A 14,034-nucleotide genomic window follows, 5' to 3' on the forward strand; every position below is an offset into this window, starting at 1 on the left:
CGCAGGGGACGGGCATGAGAATCTGCATCTACGGGGCGGGTGCCGTCGGAGGGCACATGGCGGCGCGGCTGGTGGCCTCCAGCGGCGCGACCGTGTCCGTCGTCGCGCGCGGCGCCCATCTCGCCGCCATCCAGGAGAGCGGCATCTGGGTTTCCTCCGGCGGGACCGAGATCGGGGGCCGACCTGCCGCCGCCACCGACGATCCGTCGTCGCTCCCTCCGCAGGACGTGGTCGTGGTGACCCTCAAGGCGCACGACGCCACCGCCGCGGCGCCGGCGCTGGGGCGGCTCCTGAAGCCGGACGGAACCGCAGCTTTCTTCGCCAACGGCATCCCGTGGTGGTGGCGAGTCGGGCAGGATGATCCCGCTCCGCTCGAGGCCGTCGACCCCGGCGGCGGGCTGTGGCGCCACGTCGGGCCGGAGCGGGTGCTCGGCGGCGTGATCTATTCCGGAAACCAGATGGACCGGCCGGGTCGCATCCTGCACCGCGGTGGCGACCGCTGGCCGGTCGGGGAACCGGATGGCCGCATCTCCAATCGGGTGGAAGCACTGGCGAGCCTGCTGAAGCGGATCGGCCTGAACGCCTTCGCGACGCCGGACATCCGCCGCGAGGTGCTTGTAAAGCTCGCCCGCAACGTCGCCGGCAACCCGATCAGCGCGCTGACGCGGCTTCCCGGCTGGACCAACCACCCCGAGACGGGCATTGCCGACGTCGGCCGGCGGATGGTGGAGGAACTGACGGCCGTCGGCCTTGCGCTGGGCCTCGACATCCGCGCCGACGTCGACCCGGCCGCCATGGTCCGCCCGGAAGGCCGCGTCGGTGGGAAATCCTCGATGCTGCAGGACGTCGAGGCCGGACGGCCGCTCGAGACCGAGGCGATCCTCGGCCAACTGCAGGCCTTCGGCCGGGAACTCGGCGTCCCGACCCCGACCATCGACGTCGTCGCGGGGCTGCTGCGCTGCCTCGACCTGTCGATCCGCGAGGCGAGGGGCCTCGCCTGACGCCGCGCCGGTCCGGTCAGAACGTCCTGAACGACCGGGGCGCATCGCCGGCGCGGGCATCGGCGGCGATCACGGTCTCGCCGGCGACGGCCGTCTGGCCCTCGCCGACCAGCGGCTGCACACCCTCCGGCAGGTAGACGTCCACCCGCGATCCGAAGCGGATCAGGCCGAACCGCTCGCCGACGGCCAGCGTGTCGTTCTGCCGCACGAACGGGACGATGCGCCGGGCCACGAGGCCGGCGATCTGCACGACGCCGTAGCGCTGGCCACCGATCGTCTCGATCACCAGCCCGTTGCGCTCGTTGTCCTCGCTCGCCTTGTGCAATTCGGCGTTGAGGAACAGGCCAGGCCGGTAGGCAATGGCGGTGACCTTGCCGGCGACCGGGGCCCGGTTCACGTGGCAGTCGAACACGTTCATGAAGATCGACACCCGGGTCAGCGGCGTGTCGGACAGTCCGAGCTCGGGCGGCGGCACGCAGGTGAGGATCGAAGACACGCGCCCGTCCGCCGGCGAGATGACCAGCCCCTCGCGCACCGGCACCGTCCGCGGTGGATCGCGGAAGAAGTAGGCGCACCACGCGGTGAGGATCCAGCCGATCCAGCCGAGCGGCTGGGCGATCCAGCCGAGGAGCAGCGCGATCACCGCGAAGATCGCGATGAAGGGCCAGCCCTCGCGGTGGATGGGCACGAACTGCTTGCGGATCGACTGGACGATGGACATCGGGACCACTTCGTTGCTCATGGCGCGCAGCGTTGTCATGCGTGCAGCGTGTGGGTCAAGTCGGGACGATGCCGCCCGTGGCCCACTTCCCGGTGGAAACAGGCTGCCAAAAAGGCCACATAGGGGAGAACGGAAAGGAACCCCGTGGCCAAGGACCCCCACGCCATGCACGGCGGCGACACGCTGCCGTCGCGCGAAGAGATCCTCGCATTCATCCGCAGCGAGCCCGGCGAGATTGGCAAGCGCGAGATCGCGCGCGCCTTCGGCATCAAGGGCGGCGCCCGCATCGCGTTGAAGCGGATGATCCGCGACCTCGAGGAGGAGGGCGTCCTGTCCCGCAAGGGGAAGGTGCTGCACAAGTCGGGCGGGCTGCCGCCGGTCGTGCTCGCGGACGTCACCGGCCGCGACCGCGACGGTGATCTCGTCGCCACGCCGGTCGAGTGGGACGAGGCGGCCCATGGTCGTCCTCCGCGCATTGCCGTCCACCTGCCCCGCAAACCCCGCCCCGGCCTCGTCGTGCCCGGCGTCGGCGACCGCGTTCTGCTGCGCGTCGAGGAGGCGGGCGAGGGCGGCGCCGCCTATTCCGGCCGCGTTGTGAAGGTGCTCGACCGCTCGAAGGCGCAGATCGTCGGCGTCTTCCGCGCCCTGCCGGGCGGCGGTGGCTCCATCGCCCCGGTCGACAAGAAGTCGCTAGGCCGCGAGATTCCGATCCCCGTCGGCGACGAACAGGGGGCCGCCGACGGCGACCTCGTCTCGGTGAGCCTCTCGAAGCGCGGCCGCTTCGGCCTCACGCTCGGCAAGGTGATCGAGCGGCTCGGGTCGCTGAAGAGCGAGAAGGCGATCAGCCTCGTCGCGATCCACACCCACGGCATCCGCATGGAGTTCCCTCCCGCCGCCCTGGCGGAAGCGGAACGGGCCAGGCCCGCGACGCCCGCCGGCCGGGAGGATTGGCGGACGCTGCCGCTTGTCACCATCGACCCGGCCGACGCCAAGGACCACGATGACGCGGTCCATGCCGCGCCGGACGACGACCCGAAGAACGAGGGCGGCTTCGTCGTCACCGTCGCCATCGCCGACGTCGCCGCCTACGTCACCCCAGGCAGCGCGCTCGACCGGGAGGCGGAGGAGCGCGGAAACTCGACCTATTTCCCGGACCGCGTCGTGCCGATGCTGCCCGAGCGCATCTCCAACGACCTGTGCTCGCTGCGGCCGCTGGAGGAGCGCCCGGCGCTCGCCGTCCGGATGGTGCTGGACCGGGAGGGCGCGAAGCGTCGCCACAGCTTCCACCGCATCCTGATGCGATCGGCGGCGAAGCTCGCCTACCAGCAGGCGCAGGCCGCCATAGACGGCAACCCCGACGACACGACGGGGCCGCTCCTTGAGCCGGTCCTGCGCCCGCTCTGGGCCGCCTATGCCTGCGCCCGCAAGGCGCGCAACGAGCGCGGGCCGCTGGAGCTCGACCTTCCCGAGCGCAAGATCCTGCTGAAGAAGGACGGCACGGTCGACAGGGTCATCGTGCCCGAGCGGCTCGACGCGCACCGGCTGATCGAGGAGTTCATGATCCTCGCCAACGTTGCCGCCGCCGAGACACTGGAGGACCGCCGCACACCGCTCGTCTACCGCGTGCACGACGAGCCTTCTCTGGAGAAGCTGCGCGGGCTCGGCGAGGTGCTGGCCTCCGTCGGGATCAAGATGACGGCCAAGGGCGCGCTGCGCTCGGACTTCTTCAACCGCATCCTCGAGCGGGTGGCCGGCGCCGCCCACGAGCCGCTGATCAACGAGGTCATCCTGCGCACGCAGGCGCAGGCGGAGTACTCGCCCGAGAACTACGGGCACTTCGGCCTGAACCTGCGCCGCTACGCCCACTTCACCTCGCCGATCCGCCGCTACGCCGACCTCATCGTCCACCGGGCGCTGATCCGCGCCCTCAAGCTCGGCGCCGACGGCCTTCCGGACGCGACCATCCCGGAGCTTCCCGAGATCGCCGCCAAGATCTCCGCGGCGGAGCGCCGCTCCATGGCGGCCGAGCGCGAGACGGTGGACCGGCTCATTGCCCATCATCTCGCCGACCGCATCGGCGCCACGTTCGAGGGGCGCATCACCGGCGTCACCCGCGCCGGCCTGTTCGTCAGGCTGAACGAGACCGGAGCGGACGGATTCATTCCCGCTTCGACGATCGGGGCGGACTACTACCGCTACGACGAGGCCGCCCACGCCCTCGTCGGCGACCGGACCGGCGAGACCCACCGGCTGGGCGACGCCGCGACGGTGCGCCTCGTCGAGGCCGCGCCGCTGGCCGGGGCGCTTCGCTTCGAGCTCCTGTCGGAGGGCGCCACCACCACGCCCCGAGGGCGGCGGGGATTCTCCGCCCGGAAGGCGGGCAAGACCGGCCCGCGCAATCGCGACGGCGCACGCGGCGGGGACGGCGGCTTCGCCGGCCGCCCGGGCCGCAGCCAGACACGCAAGGGACGCTGAGACCATGCCGATCGTCACCACCCACACCCCATCCTCGCCGGCCGACGCCCCGCGCGACGTCTGGCAGGCCATGCGCCGCGGTGCCCTCGGGCGCTGCCCGCATTGCGGGGAAGGGCATCTGTTCGCCGGGTTCCTGGCGGTGGCGCCGTCCTGCGACCGCTGCGGCACGGAGTTCCACCACCACCGCGCCGACGACCTGCCCGCCTACATCGTCATCGCCATTGTCGGCCATGTCGTCGTCGGCGGGATGCTGTCGGCCGAGACCTACGCCGAGTGGCCGCTGTGGTGGCACGTCGTGCTGTGGCCCAGCCTGACGATCGCGCTCTCGCTGGGGATGATCCGGCCCATCAAGGGCGCGGTGGTGGCGCTGCAATGGGCTTTCCGCATGCACGGCTTCGGCACGCACCCGGACGGGGACGACATGCCGGCCCTGCGCCCGAGGGCCGAGGACGCATGAGCGGGTCGATGAACTACTCCCTCGACCAGATCATGGCGCCGATGCCGCCCGGGCAGGCGGCGCCTTACCAGCGCCCCAAGGACGCCGCGACGCTCATCATCCTCGACCGAGCCAGGCGCGAGCCAAAGGTGCTGATGGGCCGCCGGCACGAGGGCCTGAAGTTCATGCCGGGCCTTTTCGTGTTCCCCGGCGGCCGCATCGAGCCCGGCGACCGGAGCATGGTGGCGGCCGGCGCCCTCGACGGGCTCGTCGAGCGCCGGCTGATGGAACGCGTGCAGCGCCCCAGCGCGCAGCGGGCGCGCGCGCTCGCCATGGCTGCAATCCGGGAAACCTTCGAGGAGACGGGCATCCTGCTCGGCACGGGCGACCACGGCGCCCCTGAGATGTCCGGGGAGGGGCCGTGGGCGCGCTTTGCCGGGCACGGCGTCTACCCGGTGCTGGAGAACCTGCATTTCATCGCCCGCGCGATCACGCCGACCGGCCGGCCCCGCCGCTTCGACACGCGCTTCTTCGTCGCCGACGCGGACGCCATCGCGCAGCGGATCGATGGCGTGGTGAGCCCGGAGGCCGAACTGGTCGAACTCACCTGGATCGATCTCAAGGACACGCCGAGCCTGAAGATGCCGCCGATCACGCGCGTCATCCTCGCCGAACTCCAGGCCCGCCTCGACGCCGGTTTCTCGCCCCTGCTTCCGGTTCCGTTCTTCTACCGCACGCCCGGCGGTCCGCGGCGGGACGAGATCGCCTGACGCTGCCGCTCGGGTCTGCACCGGGCCGGGGACTTGACCCTGTCCGGCGGACGACCCAAAAGCGAAGCCACCACCGCGGCCTGGACGGGCCGCCGCTGCCGGAGCCTGCCATGAACGCCATCGTCGACAGCCGCACCATGGACCCGAAGAAGCTCATCAAGGGCGCGACGGGCGACTGGGAGGTGATCATCGGCATGGAGATCCATGCACAGGTCACCTCGAAGTCGAAGCTGTTCTCCGGCGCCTCCACCGCCTTCGGCGGCGAGCCCAACGACCACGTCTCGCTGGTCGACGCGGCCATGCCCGGCATGCTGCCCGTCATCAACGAGGAATGCGTGAAGCAGGCCATCCGCACCGGCCTCGGCCTGAAGGCGCAGATCAACCTGCGCTCGGTGTTCGACCGCAAGAACTACTTCTACCCGGACCTTCCGCAGGGCTACCAGATCAGCCAGTACAAGAGCCCCATCGTGGGCGAGGGCGAGGTCATCGTCGACCTGCCGGAGAGCGGCGGGCAGATCACCGTCGGCATCGAGCGCCTGCACCTCGAGCAGGACGCCGGAAAGTCGCTGCACGACCAGCACCCCACCATGAGCTTCGTCGACCTCAACCGGTCGGGCGTGGCGCTGATGGAGATCGTCTCGAAGCCGGACCTGCGATCGTCGGAGGAGGCGCGCGCGTACGTCACCAAGCTGCGCCAGATCCTGCGCTACCTCGGCACCTGCGACGGCAACATGGAGGAGGGATCGCTGCGCGCCGACGTCAACGTCTCCGTGCGCCGTCCCGGCGAGCCGTTCGGCACGCGCTGCGAGATCAAGAACGTCAACTCGATCCGGTTCATCGGCCAGGCGATCGAGTACGAGGCGCGCCGGCAGATCGGCATCCTCGAGGACGGCGGGTCCATCGTGCAGGAGACCCGCCTGTTCGACCCCGGCAAGGGCGAGACGCGCTCGATGCGCTCCAAGGAAGAGGCGCACGACTACCGCTATTTCCCGGATCCCGACCTGCTGCCGCTAGAGTTCGACCAGGCCTATGTCGACGCCCTCGCGGCGCACCTGCCGGAACTGCCCGACGCCAAGCGGGCCCGCTTCGTCGCCGACTACGGTGTCACGCCATACGACGCCGGCGTGCTGGCGATGGAGCGCGACCAGGCCGACTACTTCGAGGTGGTGGCCAAGGGGCGCGACGGCAAGGCCGCGGCCAACTGGGTCATCAACGAGCTGTTCGGCCGGCTGAACAAGGAGGGCAAGGACGTCACGACGTCGCCCGTCTCCGCTGCCCAGCTCGGCGCCATCGTCGACCTTATCGGCGAGGGGACCATCTCCGGCAAGATCGCCAAGGACCTCTTCGAGATCGTCTGGACCGAGGGCGGCGACCCGCGCCAGCTCGTCGAGAGCCGCGGCATGAAGCAGGTGACAGACACCGGCGCCATCGAGGCCGCCGTGGACGCCGTCATCGCCGCCAACCCGGACAAGGTGGAGCAGGCCAAGGCCAAGCCCACGATGATCGGCTGGTTCGTCGGCCAGGTGATGAAGCAGTCCGGCGGCAAGGCCAACCCGCAGGCCGTCAACGATATCCTGAAGGCGAAGCTGGGGATCTGAGGAGCGAGCCGGCGTCGGAGAACCCGCTCCGGCCGCGTCCTCTGGCGCGGCTATTGCCCCCGTGTTGCGAGCAGCACCTGCGTCTCGACAATTCCCTCCAGCCAGCCGTCCACGGCATGAGCCGCGAGCGCCTCGCGCGCTTCGACCTCGAAGGCTTCGCGGGCATCGCCGAGGCGGCCGGGCGACGTCGAGGACATCGAGAACAGCCGGCCGAGGGCGTGGTCCACGGTGATCCGTTCGGTGCCGACGATGCCGTAGCGCTCGACGTGGCGGAAGGGCGAGGCGAGCAGCATGGCCTCGTGCGGCTGCCAGCCGGGCTGGCGGCGCCAGCGCGACGCGGCCATGCCGTCGCTGGCGTAGCGCTCGGCCACAGTCCGCGCGGCCTCCCACCACGGGGATGAGCGTGGTGACGTCGTGGCGAACAGCGCCAGCGCGCCTTCCGGCTGAACGAGGGCGTCGAGGGCGGCAAGGGTTGCCGGGCGATCCATCCAGTGGAACGAGCGTCCCATCGTCACGAGCCGGAACGGCCCGCTCACGACTGAGAGGTCGTTCGAACTGCCTTCCACGAAGTCCACGCTGACGCCGGCCTCGGCCGCGCGCTGCCGGCCGCGCGCCAGCATCGAGGGCTCGGGATCCAGAGCCGTGACCGCACCCGCCACCCTGGCGATCGGGATCGCCAGCGTCCCCGGTCCGCAGCCGAGGTCGAGGACGCGCGACGTCCCGTCGACGCCGGTCCGCGCCAGCGCCCATGCGAGCACGGCGGGGTCATAGGGGACGCGGTAGGCGTCGTAGAAGCCCGACGCGGTCGCGAAGCGATGCTTCTCGAAGGGAATGGGTGCGGCACCCGCCGTCATCGTGTTCTCCCGGCTTGGGAAAACGCCATCCCACTCCGGGAGTGTGCCCTTCGCAAGGCAGCCCACGACCCCGTGATCAGGCGACGTAGCGGTCGACGCCGTCCGACCCCGACAGACGTCGCATCCGACCGCGCGCGACGAGGTGGTTCACATGGGCCAGCACCTCGCCGACGGCGAAGCCGATGCCGTCGACGTCATGCACGCGGGGGAACATCAGCGCCGCCACCTCCCGCGCGGTCCGCGGCTCCGAGAACAGCCCCAGGGTCTGGTCGAGACGCTCCACGTGATGCTGGCGAAGCGCGACGATGCGTTCGTGGATGCCGCGGTACGGCATGCCGTGGGAAGGCAGCACGAGGGTGTCAGACGCAACGTGGGCGAAGGCTGGGAAGCTGCCGAGAAAGTCGGCCAGCAGGTCGGAGCGGGGCGTCGTCTCGTAGATCGCCACCACCGGGGATATCTCCGGCAGCAACTGGTCGCCGGCGATGAGCAGGCCGGACCGTGGGTCATGGAAGGCAGCGTGCGCGAAGGCGTGGCCGCCGCTCACGATGATCTCCCAGTCCCGGCCGCCCATCCGGATCGTCGCGCCATGGCGCAACTCGTCAACCGCGCCGGGGAGGGGCACCGCGAGATCGAGGAAGCCCCGCCGTCCCTCGAGTTGCCGGGCCGTCTCGTCGGGCGAGAAGCCGTTGGCCACGAGGTAGTCGCGGTGGGCCTCCTCCGATCCCGCCACTGCCGGCTCGTGCACCAGCCGTGCCCACAGCCACTCGGTCAGTGTCGACACGAAGGCAGCGCCGTGCCGTCCGGCGATCCACCCGGACAGTCCGATGTGGTCCACGTGCCCGTGGGTCGCGACGACGCGTCGCACCGGGCGCCCGCGAAGCCCGCCGGCGAAGTGGGCCTCCCAGATCGCGCGGATCGTGGACGTGTCGCAGCCGGTGTCGATGACGGTCCAGCCGTCGGGCTCCTCGAGGGCCCAGACGTTGACGTGATTGAGCCGGAACGGCAGCGGCAGCCGGATCCAGTGCAGGCCCGGCGCAACCTCGCGCATCTCGTCGGCGGCCGGCGGCGTCGTCCAGGGGTAGTCCAGGCCGCCCGCCATCGCTCGCTCCGTTGGCTCCTTGTCCGGCCCCGGACCCGTGAGGACCGTTCGCCGCGCATATTCTAACTAGCGTTCGAAACAATTGCGGGCAACAATGAATCGGGAAGAGGCCCGACGAGGCCTCGCCGGTCGGGAAGCGCCAGCGCGGGAAGGCCCATGTCGCTCGTCATCGTCGAAGTCCCGGCACCGGGCGTGGCGCTGGTCCGGCTCAACCGCCCGGAGGCGCGCAACGCCCTGAGCCCGGAACTTCGCGCCACGCTGCGGGAGACGTTCCTCGGCTTTGCGAGCGACGAGGCCGTGCGCGCCGTGGTCCTGACCGGTGACACGAGAGCCTTCTCCGCGGGCGCCGACATACGATCGATGGTCGACATCGGCCCCGGCGAGATGATGCAGAGGGGCGACGAGGCGAACTGGGCCGCGATCCGGTCCTGTCCCAAGCCCATCGTCGCGGCCGTCGGAGGGCTCGCGCTGGGAGGCGGCTGCGAACTCGCCATGCACGCCGACATCATCGTCGCGGGAGAGAGCGCCCGCTTCGGCCAGCCGGAGGTGAAGCTCGGCATCATGCCGGGGGCCGGCGGCACGCAGCGCCTGGCCCGTGCCGTCGGGCGTTACCGTGCGATGCTGATGCTGCTCACCGGCGACAGCCTCACCGCCGCCGAGGCGTTCGCGGCAGGACTGGTGAGCAAGGTCTGCGCCGATGAGCGAGTGGTGGAAGAGGCCGTCGGCATCGCCACGACGATAGCGGCGATGCCGCCGCTGGCCGTCGCCGAGATCAAGCGGGTGACGCATGCCGGGCTCGACGCGCCGCTCGACGTGGCGCTGCAATTGGAGCGGCGTGCCGCCTACCTCCTCTTCGACACGCAGGACAAGCGGGAGGCGATGCGCGCCTTCCTCGAAAAGCGCCCGCCGGTGTTCACCGGCCGCTGAGTGCAAGGGAGGGCTGCGAGGGCGTGATGACAAACTTTCGAACAGCTGTTAGAGTTTTCGACAAGCAGGGGATCCCAAGGATTCCCGCGTCATGGGAGGAACCGGTGACCGCAAAAGCGCCGCCGCCGACGCCGATCCGGCCTTGGCTCCTCGAGGGGATGGCGCGGCCGTGCTGAAGGTCGAGGACATCCAGCTCGCCTTCGGCGGCGTGAAGGCTCTCACCGGCGTCAGCCTCGAGGCTGCGACCGGCCAGATCACCGCTGTGATCGGCCCGAACGGCGCCGGCAAGACCAGCCTCTTCAACGTCGTCTCCGGCTTCTACCGCCCCCAGAGCGGGCGCGTGATCCTCGACGGCGAGGACATCAGCGGACTGAAGCCGCATGCCCGCGCCTACCGCGGGATGTCGCGCACCTTCCAGAACATCGCGCTCTTCGCCGGGATGACGGTGCTCGACAACGTCAAGCTCGGCGCCCATACCCGCCTCACGGGCGGCGTGATCTCCAATGGCTTCCGGCTGCCGCGGGCGCGGCGGGAGGAAGCCGAACTCGACGCGGAGATCCAGCGCAGCATCATCGGCCTGCTGGAACTCGACCACGTCCAGCACAACCCTGTCGAGGATCTTGCCTATGGCCTGCAGAAGCGGGTCGAGCTCGCGCGTGCCCTCGTGATGCGGCCCAAGATCCTGCTCCTCGACGAACCCGTCGCCGGCATGAACCGCGAGGAGAAGCAGGACATGAGCCGGTTCATCACCAACGTCCGCGCCACGTGGAACACCACGGTCCTCCTCATCGAGCACGACATGGGCATGGTGATGGGCATTTCCGATCACGTCGTCGTGCTGTCCTTCGGCAAGCCGATCGCCTCCGGCTCGCCCGACGAGGTGCGGCGCAACCCGGACGTCATCAAGGCCTATCTCGGCGGTGCCGAGGAAGCAGACGCCCCACGGGCGGCATAGGGGGCGGCGGTGGGCTGGTTCCAGTTCTTCCTCGAATACTCGATCGTCGGCATCGCGTCGGGTGGCGTCTACGCGCTCATCGCGCTGGGCATCGTCGTGATCTTCAAGTCGTCGCGGACGTTCAACTTCGCGATGGGCGAGATGATGATGCTCTCCGCCTACTTCTTCTACACGGCCGCGGTCACCTTTTCGTTCGGCATCCTCGGCGGGTTCGTCGCTGCCCTCGCTGGGTCTGTCGCGATCGCCCTGCTGATCGAGCGGTTCGCGCTGCGGCCCATGATGGGCCGGCCCTTCATCGCCATCGTCATGGTGACCTTCGGCGTCGGTTCGGTCATCCGCGGCGTCGTCGGCATGGTGTGGGGCCCCAACGACCTGCAGATCCCGGCCATCCTGGCTCGCAGCCCGGTCCTGATCGGCGATCTCTTCATTCCCGGGAAGACCGCTCGCGCCTCGGCCATCGCGGTGTGCATCGTCGTCGCGCTGATCCTCTACCTGCGCTACTCGCGTGCCGGCGTGGCGCTGCGCGCCGCGGCGGCGGACACGATCACGGCCGCCTCGATGGGCATCGACGTCCGCCGCGTCGTTGCCTTCACCTGGGTCATCGCGGCCATCACCGGCTGCATCAGCGGCGTGCTGATGGCCAACGTGAACACGCTCACGCCGCACCTCGGCCTCGTCGCCCTCAACGTGCTGTCGGTCATCATCCTCGGCGGCATGAACTCCATCGGCGGCGTGCTCGTCGCCGGCGTGATCATCGGCTGGCTCGAGGCCGTCACCGGCCTCGTGCTCGGCACCGAGTTCCGCGAGATCACCCCCTACATCCTGGCCCTGCTGGTGCTGCTCGTGCGGCCGACGGGCCTCTTCGGCACGGCCGGGATCGAGAGGATCTGATGACGTCCGAAGCCGGCACCCCGCCCCGCGCCATGACGTCTCCCGGGTTGGGCACCCGGTGGCTCCCGCTCGCCGTGGGCCTCGCCGTGCTGCTGTGCCTGCCGCTCTTCGTGCCGCGCTACTGGGTGTTCTTTGCCGGGCTCCTCGGCATCAACATCATCGCGACGCACGGCCTCAACATCATGATGGGGTACACCGGGCTCCTGTCGCTCGGCCATGCCGCCTTCCTCGGCGTGGGCGCCTATACGGTGGCGCTGGCGCAGATCCACCTCGGCCTGCCGTTCTGGATCACCATCCCTCTGGCGGGCCTCTCCGCGGCGGTGATCGGCGTCGGCTTCGGCCTGCCGTCGCTGCGCATCCGCGGCCTCTACCTCGTCATCGCGACGCTGGCGGCGCAGTTCATCCTGAACTTCGTCTTCGTGCACTGGCAGAGCGTCACCAACGGCGACGTCGGGCTCAGCGTCCAGCCCGCGAGCGTGTTCGGCTTCTCGCTCAACACCGAGACGCGGGTCTACTACCTCATCCTCGCGGTGACGGTCGCGATGACCGTCTTCGCCTCCAACGTCATCAACTCGCGCGTGGGCCGCGCCTTCGTCGCGATCCGCGAGCGAGACCTCACGGCGCAGGTGCTGGGCGTCGAGATCGTCGGCTACAAGCTCGCGGCCTTCGCGCTCGGCTCCTTCTACGCAGGCGTCGCCGGCGGGCTGCTCGCCTACTTCAACCGCTTCGTGAACCCGGAGCAGTTCGGCCTGCTGCTCTCGGTGTTCTTCCTGTCGGCGGTGATCGTGGGCGGCATGGGGTCGATGCGCGGCGCCATCCTCGGCGCATGCTTCATGACGCTTCTGCCGGAGGCGCTGCGCGAGGGCGCGCTGGCCATCGGCGGGACGGTGGGCGTCGATCTCGGCGGCATCCTCGTGCCGCTGCGCGAGACGATCTTCGGCCTTCTCATCATAGGCTTCCTGATCCTCGAACCGCGCGGGCTCGCCCATCTGTGGACGCGCCTGCGCCAAGAAAAGCACCGCCACCGGCCCCGGTGACGGCATACGTCCAAGACAAGGGCGGCGGCGACGGACGTCCGCCCGGGAAACGGAGGAAACGATGTTCAGCAGACGTAAATTCCTGAAGACGACGGGCGCTGCGGCGGCCGTCTCCACCTTCGCCATCCGCACGGGTCAGGCCCAGTCGTCTGGCGACCTCAACTGGAGCATCCACTGCGACCTCACCGGCCCCGCGGCCGAAGGTGGCAAGTTCCAGGGCGATGGCTTCCAGGCCTATGCGGACTGGATCAACGCCAAGGGCGGCATCCGCGGCCGCAAGATCAACCTCTCGATCAACGACTCCACCTTCAAGGTCGACGTCGCCGTCGCCAACGTGAAGAAGGAACTCGCCAAGGGGCGGATCGACTACCTCTTCGGCGAAAGCACCGGGATGATCCAGGCGATCACGCCCGAGAACAACGCCACCACGAAGATCTTCATGACGTCGGGTTCGTTCGCCACCGAGCTCGCGGACGCGAAGAACTACCCGTACCACTTCATCCCCGGCGCCACCTACGGCGCCCAGCTGAAGATGCTGGTGCAGTTCATCAAGGCCTCCGGCAAGCCGGCGAAGCTCGTCGTCGTGCACTCCAGCACCGCGATGGGCCGCGACGGCATCGACGACGCGGTGAAGGCGGCCAAGGAAGCCGGCATCGACGTCGCGCTCGTCCAGCAGACCAAGTTCGTCGAGACGGACGTCAGCGCCTTCGCGCTCGCCATCCGCCAGGCGAAGCCGACGCACGTCATCCACCACGGCTACTCCTTCGCCGTGTGGCCCGAGATCGTGCGCCTCGTGCGCGACTACGGCATGGACGACGTCACGTTCCTCGGCACGATCTGGCAGAGCGAGCGGGCCAAGGTCGCCGAGATGAAGGATGTGTCGAAGGGCCTCATCGGCATCAAGGTTTGGAACGACGACACGAACAAGCCCGCCGGCCCGATGATGCAGACCATCGGCGAGATCCTGCGCAAGAAGGATCCCAAGTGGGGCGGCTACGTGCGCCTCGGGTTCCTCGACGCCTGGATCAGCGGCATGATGGCGACGAAGGCCTTCGAGATGGTCATCGACGCCGGAAAGCCGATCAACGGTGACAACCTCGCCGAGGCGATGCGCAGCGTGAAGAACTGGGACACCGGCGGCCTCATCGACGTGCCGGTCAGCATGATGGGCCAGCAGATCGGCCTCGGCCGTGTCATCCGCTTCAACCCCGGCCAGGCCGAGTTCGTGACCAACGTCACGGACTGGCTGCAGGTCGGCTGAGGGCGGGCT

At 69.6% G+C, this 14,034-nt stretch carries 13 protein-coding genes; 10 read left to right on the forward strand and 3 right to left on the reverse strand.

Translation table 11 applies throughout. From position 1 onward, the window contains the following. Positions 1-14 precede the first annotated feature (14 nt). Positions 15-1,001: a ketopantoate reductase family protein gene (locus ACX9GQ_RS13335; protein WP_459630042.1), complete on the forward strand. Its 987-nt coding sequence runs from the start codon at positions 15-17 to the stop codon at positions 999-1,001. A gap of 16 nt (positions 1,002-1,017) precedes the next feature. Here the strand turns inward: ACX9GQ_RS13335 and ACX9GQ_RS13340 are convergent, their stop codons facing one another. Then, a complete protein-coding gene (locus ACX9GQ_RS13340; RefSeq protein ID WP_459630043.1) occupies positions 1,018-1,743 on the reverse strand; it encodes a phosphatidylserine decarboxylase in 726 nt (241 codons plus the stop codon). 144 nt (positions 1,744-1,887) lie between these two features. Here ACX9GQ_RS13340 and rnr point away from each other — a divergent pair, with 144 nt between their 5' ends. The 4 genes from rnr to gatB all read left to right on the forward strand — a co-directional run bounded on the left by rnr (position 1,888) and on the right by gatB (position 7,001). Beyond that, entirely contained in the window at positions 1,888-4,197 is a 2,310-nt protein-coding gene (rnr, locus tag ACX9GQ_RS13345; RefSeq protein WP_459630123.1) for a ribonuclease R, read from the forward strand. Positions 4,198-4,201: 4 nt separating this feature from the next. Further along, positions 4,202-4,654 carry a DUF983 domain-containing protein gene (locus ACX9GQ_RS13350; protein ID WP_459630044.1) on the forward strand — a complete coding sequence of 151 codons (453 nt, stop codon included), beginning with the start codon at positions 4,202-4,204 and terminating at the stop codon, positions 4,652-4,654. Beyond that, complete coding sequence (locus ACX9GQ_RS13355) at positions 4,651-5,403, forward strand: NUDIX hydrolase (protein WP_459630045.1); 753 nt, start codon at positions 4,651-4,653, stop codon at positions 5,401-5,403. Before ACX9GQ_RS13350 ends, ACX9GQ_RS13355 begins: the two co-directional genes overlap by 4 nt. Positions 5,404-5,513: 110 nt before the next feature. Continuing rightward, positions 5,514-7,001: an Asp-tRNA(Asn)/Glu-tRNA(Gln) amidotransferase subunit GatB gene (gene gatB / locus ACX9GQ_RS13360; protein ID WP_459630046.1), complete on the forward strand. Its 1,488-nt coding sequence runs from the start codon at positions 5,514-5,516 to the stop codon at positions 6,999-7,001. Between the two features lie 50 nt (positions 7,002-7,051). Here the strand turns inward: gatB and ACX9GQ_RS13365 are convergent, their stop codons facing one another. After that, the gene (locus ACX9GQ_RS13365; protein WP_459630047.1) at positions 7,052-7,855 is read right to left on the reverse strand and encodes a class I SAM-dependent methyltransferase; all 804 of its coding nucleotides are present in this window, start codon (positions 7,853-7,855) and stop codon (positions 7,052-7,054) included. 76 nt (positions 7,856-7,931) lie between these two features. Beyond that, positions 7,932-8,954 (reverse strand): MBL fold metallo-hydrolase, encoded by a 1,023-nt coding sequence (locus ACX9GQ_RS13370; RefSeq protein ID WP_459630048.1) that lies wholly within the window; start codon positions 8,952-8,954, stop codon positions 7,932-7,934. A gap of 156 nt (positions 8,955-9,110) precedes the next feature. Here ACX9GQ_RS13370 and ACX9GQ_RS13375 point away from each other — a divergent pair, with 156 nt between their 5' ends. The 5 genes from ACX9GQ_RS13375 to ACX9GQ_RS13395 all read left to right on the forward strand — a co-directional run bounded on the left by ACX9GQ_RS13375 (position 9,111) and on the right by ACX9GQ_RS13395 (position 14,025). Then, a complete protein-coding gene (locus tag ACX9GQ_RS13375) occupies positions 9,111-9,881 on the forward strand; it encodes an enoyl-CoA hydratase-related protein (RefSeq protein WP_459630049.1) in 771 nt (256 codons plus the stop codon). Between the two features lie 169 nt (positions 9,882-10,050). Further along, positions 10,051-10,836 carry an ABC transporter ATP-binding protein gene (locus tag ACX9GQ_RS13380; protein WP_459630050.1) on the forward strand — a complete coding sequence of 262 codons (786 nt, stop codon included), beginning with the start codon at positions 10,051-10,053 and terminating at the stop codon, positions 10,834-10,836. Between the two features lie 9 nt (positions 10,837-10,845). Continuing rightward, positions 10,846-11,727, forward strand: a complete 882-nt coding sequence (locus tag ACX9GQ_RS13385; protein ID WP_459630051.1) for a branched-chain amino acid ABC transporter permease — start codon at positions 10,846-10,848, stop codon at positions 11,725-11,727. After that, positions 11,727-12,764, forward strand: coding sequence for a branched-chain amino acid ABC transporter permease (locus ACX9GQ_RS13390; RefSeq protein WP_459630052.1), 1,038 nt, complete (start codon positions 11,727-11,729; stop codon positions 12,762-12,764). The genes ACX9GQ_RS13385 and ACX9GQ_RS13390 overlap by 1 nt, the downstream gene beginning before the upstream one ends. Positions 12,765-12,825: 61 nt before the next feature. Beyond that, positions 12,826-14,025, forward strand: a complete 1,200-nt coding sequence (locus ACX9GQ_RS13395; RefSeq protein ID WP_459630053.1) for an ABC transporter substrate-binding protein — start codon at positions 12,826-12,828, stop codon at positions 14,023-14,025. The last annotated feature ends 9 nt before the right edge of the window (positions 14,026-14,034 follow it).

The sequence above is a fragment of the Alsobacter sp. R-9 genome (genome assembly GCF_054612375.1).

What these genes read in the sequence shown, in the direction of transcription:
- rnr (WP_459630123.1), top strand. Translation starts at nt 1,888, where the DNA reads ATGCACGGCGGCGACACGCTGCCGTCGCGCGAAGAGATCCTCGCATTC.
- ACX9GQ_RS13365 (WP_459630047.1), bottom strand. Translation starts at nt 7,855, where the DNA reads ATGACGGCGGGTGCCGCACCCATTCCCTTCGAGAAGCATCGCTTCGCG.
- ACX9GQ_RS13335 (WP_459630042.1), top strand. Translation starts at nt 15, where the DNA reads ATGAGAATCTGCATCTACGGGGCGGGTGCCGTCGGAGGGCACATGGCG.
- ACX9GQ_RS13350 (WP_459630044.1), top strand. Translation starts at nt 4,202, where the DNA reads ATGCCGATCGTCACCACCCACACCCCATCCTCGCCGGCCGACGCCCCG.
- ACX9GQ_RS13395 (WP_459630053.1), top strand. Translation starts at nt 12,826, where the DNA reads ATGTTCAGCAGACGTAAATTCCTGAAGACGACGGGCGCTGCGGCGGCC.
- ACX9GQ_RS13355 (WP_459630045.1), top strand. Translation starts at nt 4,651, where the DNA reads ATGAGCGGGTCGATGAACTACTCCCTCGACCAGATCATGGCGCCGATG.
- ACX9GQ_RS13340 (WP_459630043.1), bottom strand. Translation starts at nt 1,743, where the DNA reads ATGAGCAACGAAGTGGTCCCGATGTCCATCGTCCAGTCGATCCGCAAG.
- gatB (WP_459630046.1), top strand. Translation starts at nt 5,514, where the DNA reads ATGAACGCCATCGTCGACAGCCGCACCATGGACCCGAAGAAGCTCATC.
- ACX9GQ_RS13375 (WP_459630049.1), top strand. Translation starts at nt 9,111, where the DNA reads ATGTCGCTCGTCATCGTCGAAGTCCCGGCACCGGGCGTGGCGCTGGTC.
- ACX9GQ_RS13390 (WP_459630052.1), top strand. Translation starts at nt 11,727, where the DNA reads ATGACGTCCGAAGCCGGCACCCCGCCCCGCGCCATGACGTCTCCCGGG.
- ACX9GQ_RS13370 (WP_459630048.1), bottom strand. Translation starts at nt 8,954, where the DNA reads ATGGCGGGCGGCCTGGACTACCCCTGGACGACGCCGCCGGCCGCCGAC.